The organism is Haemophilus parahaemolyticus (genome assembly GCF_018373095.1).
Classification (GTDB): domain Bacteria; phylum Pseudomonadota; class Gammaproteobacteria; order Enterobacterales; family Pasteurellaceae; genus Haemophilus_A; species Haemophilus_A parahaemolyticus_A.
The window spans coordinates 1-14,398 of the sequence record NZ_JAHAHT010000013.1; the positions used below are offsets into that span (position 1 = coordinate 1).

The 14,398-nt window shown below is 42.2% G+C and carries 12 protein-coding genes; 7 read left to right on the forward strand and 5 right to left on the reverse strand.

The window, feature by feature from the left end; translation table 11 throughout:
• Positions 1-28: 28 nt before the first annotated feature.
• A complete protein-coding gene (gene nrdD, locus KH943_RS02635; RefSeq protein ID WP_304107265.1) occupies positions 29-1,810 on the forward strand; it encodes an anaerobic ribonucleoside-triphosphate reductase in 1,782 nt (593 codons plus the stop codon).
• 23 nt (positions 1,811-1,833) lie between these two features.
• Here the strand turns inward: nrdD and KH943_RS02640 are convergent, their stop codons facing one another.
• Positions 1,834-2,721 carry an AraC family transcriptional regulator gene (locus KH943_RS02640; protein ID WP_304107268.1) on the reverse strand — a complete coding sequence of 296 codons (888 nt, stop codon included), beginning with the start codon at positions 2,719-2,721 and terminating at the stop codon, positions 1,834-1,836.
• Between the two features lie 126 nt (positions 2,722-2,847).
• On the opposite strand from KH943_RS02640, the gene KH943_RS02645 reads away from it, so the two are divergent.
• Positions 2,848-3,189 carry a carboxymuconolactone decarboxylase family protein gene (locus KH943_RS02645; protein WP_304107271.1) on the forward strand — a complete coding sequence of 114 codons (342 nt, stop codon included), beginning with the start codon at positions 2,848-2,850 and terminating at the stop codon, positions 3,187-3,189.
• 129 nt (positions 3,190-3,318) lie between these two features.
• Here the strand turns inward: KH943_RS02645 and parE are convergent, their stop codons facing one another.
• From parE to ilvG, 4 genes are all read right to left on the reverse strand, one after another.
• Entirely contained in the window at positions 3,319-5,232 is a 1,914-nt protein-coding gene (parE, locus tag KH943_RS02650; RefSeq protein ID WP_304107274.1) for a DNA topoisomerase IV subunit B, read from the reverse strand.
• Between the two features lie 77 nt (positions 5,233-5,309).
• On the reverse strand, positions 5,310-6,308 hold the full coding sequence (gene lpxK / locus KH943_RS02655) for a tetraacyldisaccharide 4'-kinase (protein WP_304107277.1): 999 nt from the start codon (positions 6,306-6,308) through the stop codon (positions 5,310-5,312).
• A 57-nt stretch (positions 6,309-6,365) separates the two neighbouring features.
• On the reverse strand, positions 6,366-6,587 hold the full coding sequence (gene ilvM, locus KH943_RS02660; RefSeq protein WP_005706556.1) for an acetolactate synthase 2 small subunit: 222 nt from the start codon (positions 6,585-6,587) through the stop codon (positions 6,366-6,368).
• A 1-nt stretch (position 6,588) separates the two neighbouring features.
• Positions 6,589-8,238, reverse strand: a complete 1,650-nt coding sequence (gene ilvG, locus KH943_RS02665; protein ID WP_304107281.1) for an acetolactate synthase 2 catalytic subunit — start codon at positions 8,236-8,238, stop codon at positions 6,589-6,591.
• A gap of 378 nt (positions 8,239-8,616) precedes the next feature.
• Between ilvG and nrfA the strand changes: the two genes are divergently transcribed.
• From nrfA to pyrG, 5 genes are all read left to right on the forward strand, one after another.
• Positions 8,617-10,131 (forward strand): ammonia-forming nitrite reductase cytochrome c552 subunit, encoded by a 1,515-nt coding sequence (gene nrfA / locus KH943_RS02670; protein WP_304107284.1) that lies wholly within the window; start codon positions 8,617-8,619, stop codon positions 10,129-10,131.
• A gap of 19 nt (positions 10,132-10,150) precedes the next feature.
• Positions 10,151-10,804: a cytochrome c nitrite reductase pentaheme subunit gene (gene nrfB, locus KH943_RS02675; protein WP_119223269.1), complete on the forward strand. Its 654-nt coding sequence runs from the start codon at positions 10,151-10,153 to the stop codon at positions 10,802-10,804.
• Complete coding sequence (gene nrfC / locus KH943_RS02680; protein ID WP_040217152.1) at positions 10,804-11,481, forward strand: cytochrome c nitrite reductase Fe-S protein; 678 nt, start codon at positions 10,804-10,806, stop codon at positions 11,479-11,481. The genes nrfB and nrfC overlap by 1 nt, the downstream gene beginning before the upstream one ends.
• Positions 11,481-12,446, forward strand: a complete 966-nt coding sequence (gene nrfD, locus KH943_RS02685; protein WP_304107291.1) for a cytochrome c nitrite reductase subunit NrfD — start codon at positions 11,481-11,483, stop codon at positions 12,444-12,446. Before nrfC ends, nrfD begins: the two co-directional genes overlap by 1 nt.
• A gap of 192 nt (positions 12,447-12,638) precedes the next feature.
• On the forward strand, positions 12,639-14,276 hold the full coding sequence (pyrG, locus tag KH943_RS02690) for a glutamine hydrolyzing CTP synthase (protein ID WP_304107294.1): 1,638 nt from the start codon (positions 12,639-12,641) through the stop codon (positions 14,274-14,276).
• Positions 14,277-14,398: the final 122 nt, after the last annotated feature.

The window sequence follows — 14,398 nt, forward strand, 5'->3', positions numbered from 1 at the left end:
AAAAAACATGTAGTATTAAGGAAACAATATGATCCGACTCACCCCCACTCAACTTTCTCAAAAGCTAGATTTCATCACAGAATATAAAAAAGCCAAAAACGCCGCTGATGGTTCGAAAATGGATGCTAATGCGAACGTGACCCAAAAAAACATTGCGACAATGGAACAAGAGTTGATGAAAGATTTTTTCGTGCAGATCAACCGTGCCAAAGTGAGCCAGAAAATTGCAGAACTCTTTGGACAAGCAATGGCAGATGAGTATCTTCGCCAAATTGAAGCCCACGAGATTTATGTTCACGATGAAACTAGCCTTAAGCCTTATTGCGTATCGGTGACGATGTACCCATTTTTGCGGGAAGGCTTAACCAAACTGGGCGGGGAGTCTCAAGCACCGAAACATTTAGCCTCATTTTGCGGTTCGTTTATTAACTTTGTGTTTGCCGTGAGTTCGCAATTTGCTGGAGCAGTTGCAACAGTCGAATTTCTGACCTATTTCGACTATTTCGCCCGCAAAGATTTTGGTGAAAATTACCTAGAAACACACCGCTTGGAGGTAGAAAATCACTTGCAACAAGTGGTTTATAGCATTAATCAGCCTGCAGCAGCACGCGGTTATCAAAGCGTATTCTGGAACATTTCGATTTACGATCGCTTCTATTTTGAGGCGATGTTCAGCGATTTTGTCTTCCCCGACTTTGAACGTCCGAATTGGGCAACCACTGCTAAACTACAACGTTTCTTTATGAAATGGTTTAACCAAGAACGCACCAAGGCGATTTTAACTTTCCCCGTGGTCACCGCAGCAATGTTGACTGAAAATAGCAAATGCAAAGACAATGAATTTGCCGATCAAATGGCGGAAGAACTCTCGCAAGGCAATGCCTTCTTTATTTATCAATCAGATAACCCCGATTCGCTTGCCTCTTGCTGTCGCTTACGCAATGAAATTGCAGATCACACTTTCTCTTATTCACTTGGTGCAGGCGGTGTGGCGACAGGGTCGATTAATGTGATTACGCTGAATATGAATCGTTTAGTGCAAGATGGGCGGGATTTGGCGACAGAAGTGCGTAAGATCCACCAATATCAAGTTGCCTATCGCAAACTAATGGACGAGTACTTAGCTGCAGGTATGCTACCTGTTTACGATGCGGGATTTATCTCGCTCGACAAGCAATTCCTCACCATTGGCATAAATGGAATGGTGGAAGCGGCTGAATCGCAAGGCTTAACTGTGGGATATAATCCAGACTATGCGGAATTTGTGCAAAGCCGCTTAAAAGTGATTTTTGAAGCAAATCAACAAGCCGCTAAAATCTATGGTGTGAAATTCAACACCGAATTTGTGCCAGCGGAGAATTTAGGCGTAAAAAATGCGAAATGGGATAAAGCGGACGGCTATTTTGTGCCACGAGAGTGCTACAACTCCTACTTTTATGTGGTGGAAGATGAGCAAATTAACGCCCTCGATAAATTCTTGCTGCACGGCAAAGAATTCATCGAATGGCTTGATGGCGGCTCTGCCTTGCATTTGAATTTAGATGAAGCCTTAACCCAAACAGGCTACCGTACAATGCTCGACATTGCAGCTAAAACAGGCTGCAACTACTTCTGCATTAACGTGAAAATCACCATCTGCAACACCTGTGCTCACATCGACAAACGCACCTTGCAATGCTGTCCAGAATGTGGCTCGAAAGACATCGATTACGGCACACGTGTGATTGGCTACTTAAAACGGGTTTCTGCCTTCAGTTCTGCCCGCCAAAAAGAACATAGTTTGCGGTTCTATCACCGAGAAGCGGCGTAAAGGTATAGAATGAATTATTTACTTTATTTCCGATATTGGCTTGGTGTGATGCCATAAGCGGTTTTAAATGCTTTACTAAAATGCGCTTCTGATTGATAGCCAATTTCTAATGCCACTTCTAGTACACTTTTTGGGGTTTGTTTAAGCAAATAAGCCCCTTGTTGCAAGCGAATTTGATTGAGAAATTTCTTCGGTGGCATTTGCATTTTTTGTTGAAACACGCGGCAAAAATTTGCACGAGACATTGATGCCAGCTCAGCTAAGAGCTCAATATTCCACTCTGCTTGCGGAGCATTCAATATGTTAATCAATACGCGACTAAGCCGTTTATCCTCAAAAGCTGCTAACAAGCCTGATTCTATCCACCCCATCTGTAATGCGTGGCGTAAAATATAGATGAAAAGCACGTTTGCCAATGCATCAATGACTAGTTTTGAACCTTGATTTGTCTCATTTGCCTCTTTAAGAAAAAGTTGAAGTAGTGGCTTAACAGGTGTTTTAGGTAAGTGAAAGTGCAAATAATCAGGCAAGGCATCGATTAAAAGTGCCTCTTTTTGATATAAAAATATCCCGCAGAACATTTTGAGATCAGGTGATTTTTTCCCAATGCGGCGAAGTTCAAATAAACCTTGGGAGGTGGTAATAGTGGTCAATTTTGCGGAAACTTTTGCAGAACTTTGCATTCTGTGCGGGCAGTTTTTAGGTAAGAAAAAGAGATCGCCTGCTTGTAGATGAAAGGTTTTGTCCGCTAATGTTAGCCAGCATTCGCCTTGCTCAATAATATGAAAAATGCCCTCATCTTGGGCGGTATTCACTGGATGCTCAATTTGCCAATCGCCTTGAAATAAGCAACGAATATTAATTTTGCCTTGCACTTGGGCAAGCTGAGTAAGTTTATCTAAATAGTCCATAATAAATTTGCACTTTGAGATTTTTACCAAAATGTTTGAGATGATTTGACAAGTATAATAGCTTATTTTTCTTATAATGCACACATCGGTTAAACATACATCATCATAAATTTAAGGAGAAATATTATGTTTGCAGATTGGAAAAATGCGGTAGCACACGTTAAAAAATCTTTCGGTGGCTTAGGTAAAAAATATCCAAAAATGTTACAAGCTTATCAAGCATTAGGCGCAGCTGCAGCAGAGGGCAATGTGTTAGATCCAAAAACACGCGAATTGATTGCCTTAGCTGTGGCGGTAACTACACGTTGTGAAAGCTGCATCGGCGTACACGCAGAAGAAGCTGTTCGTGCTGGAGCAACAGAAGATGAAGTGGCAGCAGCACTTGCAGTGTCTATCGCATTAAATGCAGGGGCAGCTTACACCTATTCATTACGTGCATTGGAAGCATATAACGTACAAAAAGGTTAATAAGCTTAACGTTGAGTTTAGAAATAACTTAGATAAGTAAAATAAATAGCATAGTAGACATTTAATTACTGATGGAACAAGTACTGTCTACTATGCCAATAATTTAAAAAAACCTTTAATCAATTTATATCAAACATCCAACTTCGCTTCATTTCCATAATTGTGTAGCCACTGTTTACGATCTTCTGCTCGTTTTTTTGCAAGTAGCATATCCATTGCCTCAATGGTGCTTTGCAAATTATCAGATTCGTCTTCATTACTATTCGCTAACGTAAGCTGGATTAAACGGCGTGTACTTGGATTCATAGTGGTTTCTCTCAGTTGGCTTGGGTTCATTTCGCCCAATCCTTTAAAGCGTTGCACATTTGGTTTGCCTTTTTTCTTCGCAAGGCGGGCTAAAATCGCCTCTTTTTCGGCTTCATCTAAGGCATAATGCACTTCATCTTTGCCAATATCAATGCGGTAAAGCGGTGGCATTGCGACATAAACGTGTCCATTTTTCACCAAACTTGGGAAGTGGCGTAAGAATAACGCACAAAGTAAAGTTGCGATATGTAAGCCGTCCGAGTCCGCATCAGCGAGAATACAGATTTTGCCATAACGTAGCTCTTCTAAATTATCGCTATCTGGATCCATCCCAATGGCAATTGCAATATTGTGCACTTCTTGCGAAGCCAATACTTGATCAGATGAAACCTCCCACGTATTCAAAATTTTCCCACGTAATGGTAAAATCGCTTGGTAATCTTTATCGCGAGCTGATTTTGCAGACCCTCCTGCCGAGTCCCCTTCCACAAGGAAAAGTTCGGTTTGGCTTAAATCTTGAGAGATACAATCCGCTAATTTTCCTGGTAAAGCAGGTCCATTAACCAATTTTTTACGCACTACTTTTTTCGCCGCACGCAAACGTGCCTGAGCTGAGCTAATTGCCATTTCAGCAATCTGTTTCCCCACTTGCACATTTTGATTTAGCCATAAACTAAATGCATCTTTAAGCGTGCTTTCTACGTAGCTTGAGGCTTGGCGAGAAGAGAGGCGTTCTTTCGTCTGTCCTGCAAATTGTGGCTCTTGAATTTTAAGTGAGAGAACGTAAGCACAACGGTGCCAAACATCGTCCGCGGTTAATTTCACGCTTTTCGGCAATAAATTATGGATTTCGCAAAATTCTGCCATCGCTTTTAACAAACCATTACGCAGACCATTAACGTGCGTACCACCTTGAGAAGTTGGGATTAAATTTACGTAACTTTCTGCTAATAATTCTCCTTCTGGCAGCCAAGTTAATGCCCAACTTACCGCTTCGGTTTCATCTACCACATCGCCAATGAACGGCGGATTTGGCAGACATTCATAACCGTCTAAAGCTTCATTTAAATAGTCTGAAAGCCCATCTTCGTAATACCAAGTCTCCTCGGTTTTATTGATGTGATCTTTAAAATTGATGGTCAATTTCGGGCAAAGCACTGCTTTGGCTTTAAGCAAATGGCGTAAACGGCTGACCGAAAAATTCGGCGAATCAAAATATTTTGGGTTTGGATAAAAACGAACGATCGTGCCCGTTTGGCGTTTGGGGCAAGTGCCCACAACTTTTAAATCTTCGACTTTCACGCCGTTTTCAAACGCAATGGTATACACTTCGCCGTTACGTTTGATACTGATTTCGACACGCTGTGAAAGGGCATTTACTACTGAAATCCCTACTCCGTGCAAACCGCCTGAGAATGTATAATTTTTATTTGAAAACTTACCACCTGCGTGTAGCTTAGTCAAAATTAATTCCACGCCAGAAATTTTTTCGGTTGAGTGAATATCCACTGGCATACCGCGCCCATTATCAATCACTTCAAGCGAATTATCTTTGTGTAAAATCACATCAATTTTAGAAGCATAACCCGCAAGAGCTTCGTCCACGCTATTATCAATCACCTCTTGCCCTAAGTGGTTAGGGCGAGTAGTATCGGTATACATCCCAGGACGCATCTGGACAGGCTCAAGATCCTTTAATACCGTGATTTCATCCGCATCATAACGTTTCTCTGCCATACTTCTTTTCTCTATTTTTCTGCTATAAATGGAAATAAAGCCAGTATTTTACACGGAAATAACTGGCTTTTCTATTTTTAGATAAAATTATTCGTGGATTCTTTTTTTATTAGTGTTAATACCATCTTAACCAAACAAGCGGTCGATTTTTCGGAAAATCTTGCAGAAACAGGCACATACCACCAATTTTCTTGGGCGAAGGCTTTGCATTTTACGGCATCTTTTTCGGTCATCAGAAGCGGGAGATTTTGACTGAGCTTTGGCACAATCATTTCAGCGGTAAAGGCTTGGTGATCGGCAAAGCTAAATGTATCGGCAAGTGGAATGCTAAGCCCTTTGAGCATATTAAAGAAACGAGGTGGGTAGCCAATGCCAGCAAGAGCGTAAACAGGCTGGGTAAATTCATTCAATTTACGTTTTTCGCCTGTTTTGAGGTTAATCGCAAAATCGGGTTCGAGGTGCATTGCGTGTTCACCTGCATTTGCATTTTTCCCGTTACAAATGACCGCTTGCACCTGCTTTAATCTGCTTGGTAGTTCGCGTAACCCGCCTGCTGGGAGCAGAAATCCATTACCAAATCGGCGTTCTCCATCAACAACCACCCATTCCATATCTCGCTCAAGAGCGTAATGTTGCAAACCGTCGTCAGTGACGATCAAATCAAGCTCAAACTGGCTTAACAGCAGTTCAATACTTTGCTGTCGGTTTGGTGAAATTGCTACAGGTGCGTGGGTACGTTGTGCGATTAGCACGGGTTCATCACCCATCAATTTGGGATTGCTTTCTGGCGTAACCAGCTGCGGATAAACCTTATTTTCCCCACCATAACCACGAGAAATCACGCCTACTTTCACACCTTTTTTCTGCAGTTGCTCTACTAGCCAAATCACAAGCGGGGTTTTGCCGTTCCCTCCCACAGAAATATTGCCAATCACCAAAACAGGCACAGGCGAGCGGTAGGATTTGAGGATTTTTTTGCGATAAAGGGCAATGCGGATTTGGCTAATCAACCAAAAGAGCAACGAAAATGGGGCGAGTAGCCAAGTGATAATTGAGGTTTTTTGCCAGAGTTTCATTTTGTGTTTATGAAATAAGAGTGGTCTGGGCGTGTTGAACACACCCCGACAATGCGATTAGCTAGTAATCTTTGTTACATCAAACAACTTTTCTAATTGTGTAGTCAGCAATGAAATTGCTCGGGTACTTTGAAGTTTAAGATTAAGCGTTAGTGTCTGTTCACTTTTTTGAGCGTTTAAATCCAACACTTCAAAGCCACGGTGACGTACTACACGAAGCAGGCGTTCTAATGTTTCAGGGCGAGCATTCGCTTCAATGGTTAAATTATATTGCTGCATTTTATTCTTCCTCCAACATATCGGTGTTGCAAGCACCTGGTGGCACTAACGGCCAAACGTTGCTCTCTTCTGGAATGCATACTTGCAGTAAATATGCTCCTTCAGCGTTTAACAAGCGGTCTAATGCACCAGAAACTTCGCTGGCTTTTTCAATGCGTTCAGCAGGAATACCAAAAGCATTAGCAAGCATGACGAAATCAGGGTTATCGTCTAAAATCGTTTCGCTATGGCGTGCTTTGAAGAAGAGTGATTGCCATTGTCGAACCATGCCCAAACGTTGGTTATCAAGCAACAACATTTTGATTGGTAATTGACCACGTTTAATCGAGCCAAGCTCTTGAATGTTCATCATAAATGAGCCATCACCAGTGATTAAAATCACAGGATCCCGTGGTCGAGCTTTTGCTACACCAACTGCTGCAGGCAAACCAAAGCCCATCGTGCCAAAGCCTGCTGAAGTGATGTAATTTTCAGGTGCAAAGTGGCGGATATGTTGAGCTGACCACATTTGGTGTTGTCCTACATCGGTGGTAATGACAGCATTTTCCGATTTGCGTTCAGAAAGGGTGTTCAATAATGCGTAAGGATCAATATCGCCTTCGCCAGCGTTGTCGTTGTAGTCAAAATCGTGGGCAGATTTGAGTGCTTGCACACGCCCACGCCATTCATCAATATCAAGCGGATGAGCCAAAATATTGACCGCTTCTGCCATATCGCCTTTGAGTGCTACGTGAGCTTGACGAAGCTTGTTGATTTCAGCCGCATCAATATCAATATGGATCACTTTTGCATGCGGGGCGAAGGTGTCTAATTTGCCCGTCACTCGGTCGTCGAAACGTGCACCGCAGGCGATCAATAGATCGCACTCTTGTACGGCATAGTTTGCAGCTTTTGTGCCGTGCATCCCGATCATTCCCATATAAAGTGGATGATGAGGTGGGATCGTGCCAAGTCCTTTAAGGGTTGAAACAGACGGAATATTTGCAACTTCAATGAAATTTCTAACCGCTTGTACAGCTGTTGCCATCCCTACCCCACCGCCAACATAAAGCACGGGTTTCTTCGCATTAGCGAGCATGGCTTTTGCTTCAGTTAATGCAGTTGGATCTTGCGGAGGAGCAGGATCTTTTGGGTAAACGATCGGTTTAAGCGAAGTTTCTGCTACTTGCACATCTTTTGGAATATCAATTAACACGGGGCCAGGTCTGCCACTTTGAGCGATTTTAAATGCTTGAGCAATAATTTCTGGTAGTTCATCAATATTTTGCACAATAAAGCTGTGTTTCGTGCAAGCGAGCGAAAGCCCTAATACATCTGCTTCTTGGAAAGCATCTGTCCCGATAAGAGGATTAGCGACTTGCCCTGTAATAGCAACCACAGGAATAGAATCAGCAAACGCATCACCTAAACCTGTTACTAAATTGGTTGCTCCTGGTCCAGAGGTAGCGATACAAACCCCCACTTTGCCTGTTGAGCGTGCATAACCAATGGCTGCCATGGCTGCCCCTTGTTCGTTACGGCAAAGAAGATGATCTAATCCTGAATCATAAATTGCATCATAAGTTGGCATAATTGCCCCGCCAGGGTAACCAAAAAGATGCGTTACTTGATGTGCTTTCAAACACTCAATCACTAAATTTGCGCCGTTCATTAAAATGTTGTGTCCTTTTGTTTTGTTTAATGAGTAGTAGCGGTAATAGATAACATAAAACCGAGGGCTTTTGAATTAAATTTATGAAAAAAATGAGATTTTTATTGAATTTATTGAAAGAGGAAAATAAGCGGTCAATATTTCTCATTTTTTGTGAAAAAAAGGGTTATTTTTTAAGAGGTGGAGTAGATAACTACAAAGTGGTATTTACCCCCCTTTTTATTGATTTAGTTCAAAGAAAACGATTTTTACAATAGCGAAAATTTAATAAATTCTATATGCTCGCACGCATATAAGATAATAGTATCTTATTGTTTTTAATAAGAAAAATTCTCATTTAGATATTTTTGATAAACCATCCTTGTGGGGGACTTTACCGTGAAACGTTTAACCAAAACTTTAGCAATGGCGACCATTGCAATGCTCGGTTGCTTTCATTCAGCGCAGGCTGAAGAAAAGGCTGCGGGCATGCAAACTGAGACTTTAACTCAAAAAGCACTCAAACACGAAAAATTGGGTGTGACTGTTGAATCTGCAAATCATCTTTTTGCGGATAAATATCCACTTCAATACAATTCTTGGAAAGCCACTTCTGAATCGACTGATCGTGGTAGTGCGTTAGAAGCTGATCCTCGTAACGTGATTCTTTGGGCTGGTTATGCGTTTTCAAAAGAATATAATAAGCCTCGTGGTCACTATTATGCCATCACTGATGTGCGTGAAATTTTGCGTACAGGGGCACCGAAAGACGAAAATGATGGCCCACAGCCAATGGCATGTTGGACTTGTAAAGGTCCCGATGTACCTCGTTTAATTGAAGAGAAAGGTGAGCGTGGTTATTTCGATCCAAAATGGGCAAAATATGGCTCTGAAATTGTCAATTCTATCGGTTGTGCTGACTGTCATGATACAAAATCAGAAGACTTTAAAGAAGGTAAACCTGCGTTACGTGTTGCACGTCCTCACGTATTACGTGCATTGGAAAGTGTAGGTTGGACTTTCGAAAACTTAGACAAACAAGGTAAACGCGTTGCAGTATGTGCAAACTGCCACGTGGAATACTATTTCAAAGATAAAAAAGATGTAACCTTCCCTTGGAAAAATGGCGTAGATGTGAGTAGCATTGAAAAATACTACGATGATATTGAATTTGCTGACTGGACTCACGCATTATCAAAAGCCCCAATGTTAAAAGCACAGCACCCAGACTTTGAAATTTGGTCACAAGGTGTGCACGGCAAAAATGGCGTAACTTGTATCGACTGTCATATGCCGAAAGTGAAAGATAAAGATGGCAAAGTTTACACTGACCACAAAATCGGTAATCCATTCGATCAATTCGAAAACACTTGTAAAACTTGTCACGAGCAAAGCAAAGAGACACTTCAAAAACGTGTTGCAGAGCATAAAAAACAAGTGAAAGATGCGATGATCAAATTAGAAGATCAAATCGTGAAAGCCCATTTTGAAGCGAAAGCTGCGTGGGAAGCAGGTGCAACACCTGATGAGATGAAAGACATCTTAAAAGCCATTCGTCACGCTCAATGGCGTTGGGACTACACCTCAGCGAGCCACGGTGGTCATATGCACGCACCAGATATGATGTTACACGTGATTGCAACAGGTATCGACCGTGCTGCAGATGCACGTGCGCAATTAGGCGTGGTATTAGCGAAACACGGCGTAACTACTCCAGTTGCGATTCCAGATATTTCAACCCGTGAAAAAGCACAAAAAGCAATTGGCTTAGATATTCCTAAAGACCAAGCTGCGAAAGATGAATTCTTACGCACAGTGGTGCCACAATGGGAAGCTACAGCTCGCGAAAAAGGCTTATTACCAGCGGTAGAAGCTCCAAAAGAAGTCACAACACCAAAAGCAGAAGCGAAATAATCAAGCTTGAGGTGATGATATGAAAAACTTAATCTCAAAAGCAGGGCGAGCAATCGCCCTCCAAGCGGTCGCTTTAGCAAGTTGTTTTGCAATGTTCTCTGCAATTTCAACCGCTCACGCTGAAATGCCACCACTGCCACAACAAATGTGGCAAGGTAAATCGGATGTTCAAGTTGCTGATGAAGCACGTCGTGATCCAAACCAATATTGTACGCAATGTCACGAAACTGCAAATGCGACAGGTAAACCATTTAGCCACGCGGGTAAACACTTCCAACACGGAACGAAAAGCCCAAATAGCGGTGAGCAAGTAACTTGTGTAAGCTGCCATGGCAATATGTCTGAAAACCACCGTAAAGGTGTGCGTGATGTAATGCGTTTCAGCAAAATGGATCAAAAGGCAAGTAAACCTGAACTTGAACGTACGGTTCACGAGCAAAATCAAGTGTGTGTGGCGTGCCATACAGCGGATAAATTGCGTGAAAAATTCTGGGCTCACGATACTCACGCAAACAAAATTGCGTGTGCAAACTGCCACGAACTTCACCCAGAAAAAGATCCGATGAAGGCAATTCCTGAAAAACAACGTATCAAACTTTGTACAGATTGCCACACTAAAATTCAGGCTCATAAAGAAGAAGTTAAAGCTCAGGAAGCTAAGGAAAACCAATAATGACTTGTACCCGTAGAGATTTCGTCTCAGGGGCAGGTGCTATCGCTGTGGTAGCAAGCACAGGGCTTGCTACTTCGGTTACTCTTGCAACTGAGAATGAACCGAAAAAAATTCGCTATGCGATGGTACACGATGAAACATCTTGTATCGGCTGTACCGCATGTATGGACGCTTGTCGAACCACAAACAAAGTGCCAGAAGGGGTTTCACGTTTAGAAATTATCCGTAGCGAACCTTATGGCGAATTCCCAAATGTGGAATATGAGTTCTTCCGTCAATCTTGCCAACACTGCTCAAACGCACCTTGTGTTGCAGTGTGTCCAACAGGAGCTTCGTTTGTTGATCCTGAAACAGGGATTGTCGATGTACATTCTGATTTGTGTGTAGGTTGTCAATACTGTATCGCTGTTTGCCCGTATCGAGTGCGTTTTATCCATCCAGAGAAAAAATCGGCGGATAAATGTAACTTCTGTCGCGATACCAACCTTGCAGAAGGTAAACAGCCTGCTTGTGTGGAAGCCTGCCCAACCAAAGCATTAACCTTTGGTGATATGAACGATCCAAACAGTGCAGTGGCGAAAAAAGTGCGTGAAAACCCAGTTTATCGCACCAAAGTGTCATTAGGTACACAACCAAACTTATATCACATTCCATTTGGCAAAGGGGAGCATAGATAATGAACGACTATATTCCTTTTCATACCCCCAATTTAGTGTGGGACAGCACCATTGCGGTTTATCTTTTCTTATTAGGGATTTCCTCTGGTGCGGTGCAGCTTGCTATTGCATTCCGTAATAGCGTAAAAGTAGAAAAGCCAAGTGAGAACTGGATTATTCGTAGTGCGGCAATTTTAGGCACCATCCCAACAATTCTTGGTTTGACCTTGTTGGTGTTCCACTTAACTAAACCGTGGACATTCTGGAAGCTGATGTTTAACTACAACGGCACTTCCGTGATGTCAATGGGCGTAATGATGTTCCAAGCCTATATGGCTGTATTGATGGTCTGGATTGCGATTATGTTTAAAGACTGGATCGCAGTACTTGTAAATCGTTACTTCCCCGTGTTTAAATTCGTCTTGCCTTGGATTGATTTCGCAGAACGCAAGTTCTTAAAACCGATTGAATTTGTGCTATTTACCTTAGCTGCAGTGCTTGGTGCTTATACGGGCTTCTTGCTTTCGGCGTTAATCAGCTACCCAATGTTGAATAACCCAGTGTTGCCAGCTTTGTTCTTAGCATCGGGTACTTCATCAGGTATCGCGGCGACTTTCTTGATGATTTTAATTGCGGGTAAACTTTCAGGTGAAAGCCGAGAAATTCATTTTATCCACAAATTCGAAGTACCGATTATGGTTACTGAATTAGGTTTGTTAGTGGCGTTCTTTGTTGGTTTGCATTTCGGTGGAGCAGATAAACAACTTGCCTTGCACAACGCAATGACAGGTTTCTGGGGAATGGTATTCTGGATTGGGGTATTCTTTATCGGTATCTTAATCCCACTCGTGGCAAACTTATTCGGCAGCCACGAAGTGAAACATAGCCCGAAATTCATCATTTTAGTCTCTATCTTCGACTTAATCGGTGTATTCTGCTTACGTTTCTTTATCCTCTATGCGGGGCAGTTGACGGTAGCGAGCTAGTTTAAACGCCTTGTTTTCCAAGCGGTCTATTTTGTAAAATCTTTTGCAAAATAGACCTCTTTGTTATTTTCTGATAGCAAAAAAAGGCTTTTTGCTGTAAACTGTTATCCCGTCCTGATAGTTGGGATTTCGTAAAAATGCCAACTTTTCAATTCATTTCCAACCCAATTTTTCATCACAAAGGCAAATAAAATGGCAACGAATTATATTTTTGTGACGGGCGGTGTTGTTTCTTCTTTAGGGAAAGGCATTGCTGCGGCGTCTTTAGCCTCTATTCTTGAAGCTCGTGGTTTAAACGTAACCATTATGAAGCTTGACCCTTATATCAATGTAGACCCAGGCACAATGAGCCCAACCCAACACGGGGAAGTTTTCGTAACAGCAGATGGTGCAGAAACCGACTTAGACTTAGGTCACTATGAGCGTTTTATCCGTTCAAAAATGAGCAAAGCAAACAACTTTACCAGCGGTAAAATTTATTCTGAAGTGTTACGCAAAGAGCGTCGTGGCGATTATTTAGGTGCAACTATTCAGGTTATCCCACACATCACAAACGAGATCAAAGAACGCGTAATTGAAGGTGGTAAAGGTCGTGATGTGGTGATCGTTGAAGTGGGCGGAACGGTAGGCGACATCGAATCACTGCCATTCTTAGAAGCATTACGCCAATTAGCGGTAGATGTAGGTCGTGAAAAAACTTTATTTATGCACTTAACTTTAGTGCCATATATTCCAACTGCAGGCGAAGTGAAAACCAAACCTACACAACACTCAGTAAAAGAGTTGCTTTCAATTGGTATTCAGCCAGATGTGTTGATCTGCCGTTCAGATCGTGCGATTCCTTCAAATGAACGCAAAAAAATCGCTTTATTCTGTAACGTACCAGAGCGTGCGGTAATTTCATTAAAAGATGTAGATTCGATCTACCGCATTCCAGAATTATTAAAATCACAAGGTTTAGATAGCTTTGTGTGCGACCGTTTCCGTTTAGACTGCCCAGAAGCAGATTTATCCGAATGGGAACAAGTGCTTTACCGCCAAGCGAACCCAACGGGCGAAGTGACCATCGGTATGGTGGGTAAATATGTCGAATTGCCAGATGCCTATAAATCAGTAAATGAAGCATTAAAACATGCGGGTTTAACTAACCGTTTAACCGTGAACATTAAATACATCGATTCGCAAGATGTTGAAACTAAAGGCACAAGCGTGTTAGAAGGAGTGGATGCGATCCTTGTTCCTGGCGGCTTCGGCTATCGTGGCGTGGAAGGCAAAATCCGTACCGCACAATATGCTCGCGAAAATAAAATCCCATATTTAGGTATCTGCTTAGGGATGCAAATTGCCTTAATCGAATATGCTCGTAACGTAGCAGGTTTAACCGAAGCGAACTCAAGCGAATTCGACAAAGATTGCCCTCAACCTGTTATCGGTTTAATTACCGAATGGCAAGATAAAGATGGCAACGTAGAAACCCGTTCTGACGATTCAGATTTAGGTGGCACAATGCGTTTGGGAGCACAAAAATGCCACTTAATCGAAGGTTCAAAAGCCCGTGCATTATACGGTGCAGAAACGATTGAAGAACGCCACCGTCACCGTTACGAAGTAAACAACACACTTCTTCCGCAAATTGAAGCAGCAGGCTTGAAAGTAACGGGGTTATCAGAAGACCGTAAATTAGTGGAAATCATTGAAGTGCCAAATCATCCTTGGTTTGTAGCAGCTCAATTCCACCCAGAATTTACATCAACCCCTCGTGATGGTCACCCGCTTTTTGCAGGTTTTGTAAAAGCAGCGAAAGAGTACCAAGATTCACATAAAGGGTAATCTATCAGGGTTGGTAAAATGATTAGCAAGCGGTTAATTTGCAAAAGAGATTGTAAATTTGACCGCTTGTTTTTTCTATATCTTGTATTTCCTAGGGCTTTCACCCTAGGTTATGCATAAAT

What these genes read in the sequence shown, in the direction of transcription:
- KH943_RS02640 (WP_304107268.1), bottom strand. Translation starts at nt 2,721, where the DNA reads ATGGACTATTTAGATAAACTTACTCAGCTTGCCCAAGTGCAAGGCAAA.
- ilvG (WP_304107281.1), bottom strand. Translation starts at nt 8,238, where the DNA reads ATGAACGGCGCAAATTTAGTGATTGAGTGTTTGAAAGCACATCAAGTA.
- nrfC (WP_040217152.1), top strand. Translation starts at nt 10,804, where the DNA reads ATGACTTGTACCCGTAGAGATTTCGTCTCAGGGGCAGGTGCTATCGCT.
- nrfD (WP_304107291.1), top strand. Translation starts at nt 11,481, where the DNA reads ATGAACGACTATATTCCTTTTCATACCCCCAATTTAGTGTGGGACAGC.
- KH943_RS02645 (WP_304107271.1), top strand. Translation starts at nt 2,848, where the DNA reads ATGTTTGCAGATTGGAAAAATGCGGTAGCACACGTTAAAAAATCTTTC.
- parE (WP_304107274.1), bottom strand. Translation starts at nt 5,232, where the DNA reads ATGGCAGAGAAACGTTATGATGCGGATGAAATCACGGTATTAAAGGAT.
- pyrG (WP_304107294.1), top strand. Translation starts at nt 12,639, where the DNA reads ATGGCAACGAATTATATTTTTGTGACGGGCGGTGTTGTTTCTTCTTTA.
- ilvM (WP_005706556.1), bottom strand. Translation starts at nt 6,587, where the DNA reads ATGCAGCAATATAATTTAACCATTGAAGCGAATGCTCGCCCTGAAACA.
- nrdD (WP_304107265.1), top strand. Translation starts at nt 29, where the DNA reads ATGATCCGACTCACCCCCACTCAACTTTCTCAAAAGCTAGATTTCATC.
- lpxK (WP_304107277.1), bottom strand. Translation starts at nt 6,308, where the DNA reads ATGAAACTCTGGCAAAAAACCTCAATTATCACTTGGCTACTCGCCCCA.
- nrfB (WP_119223269.1), top strand. Translation starts at nt 10,151, where the DNA reads ATGAAAAACTTAATCTCAAAAGCAGGGCGAGCAATCGCCCTCCAAGCG.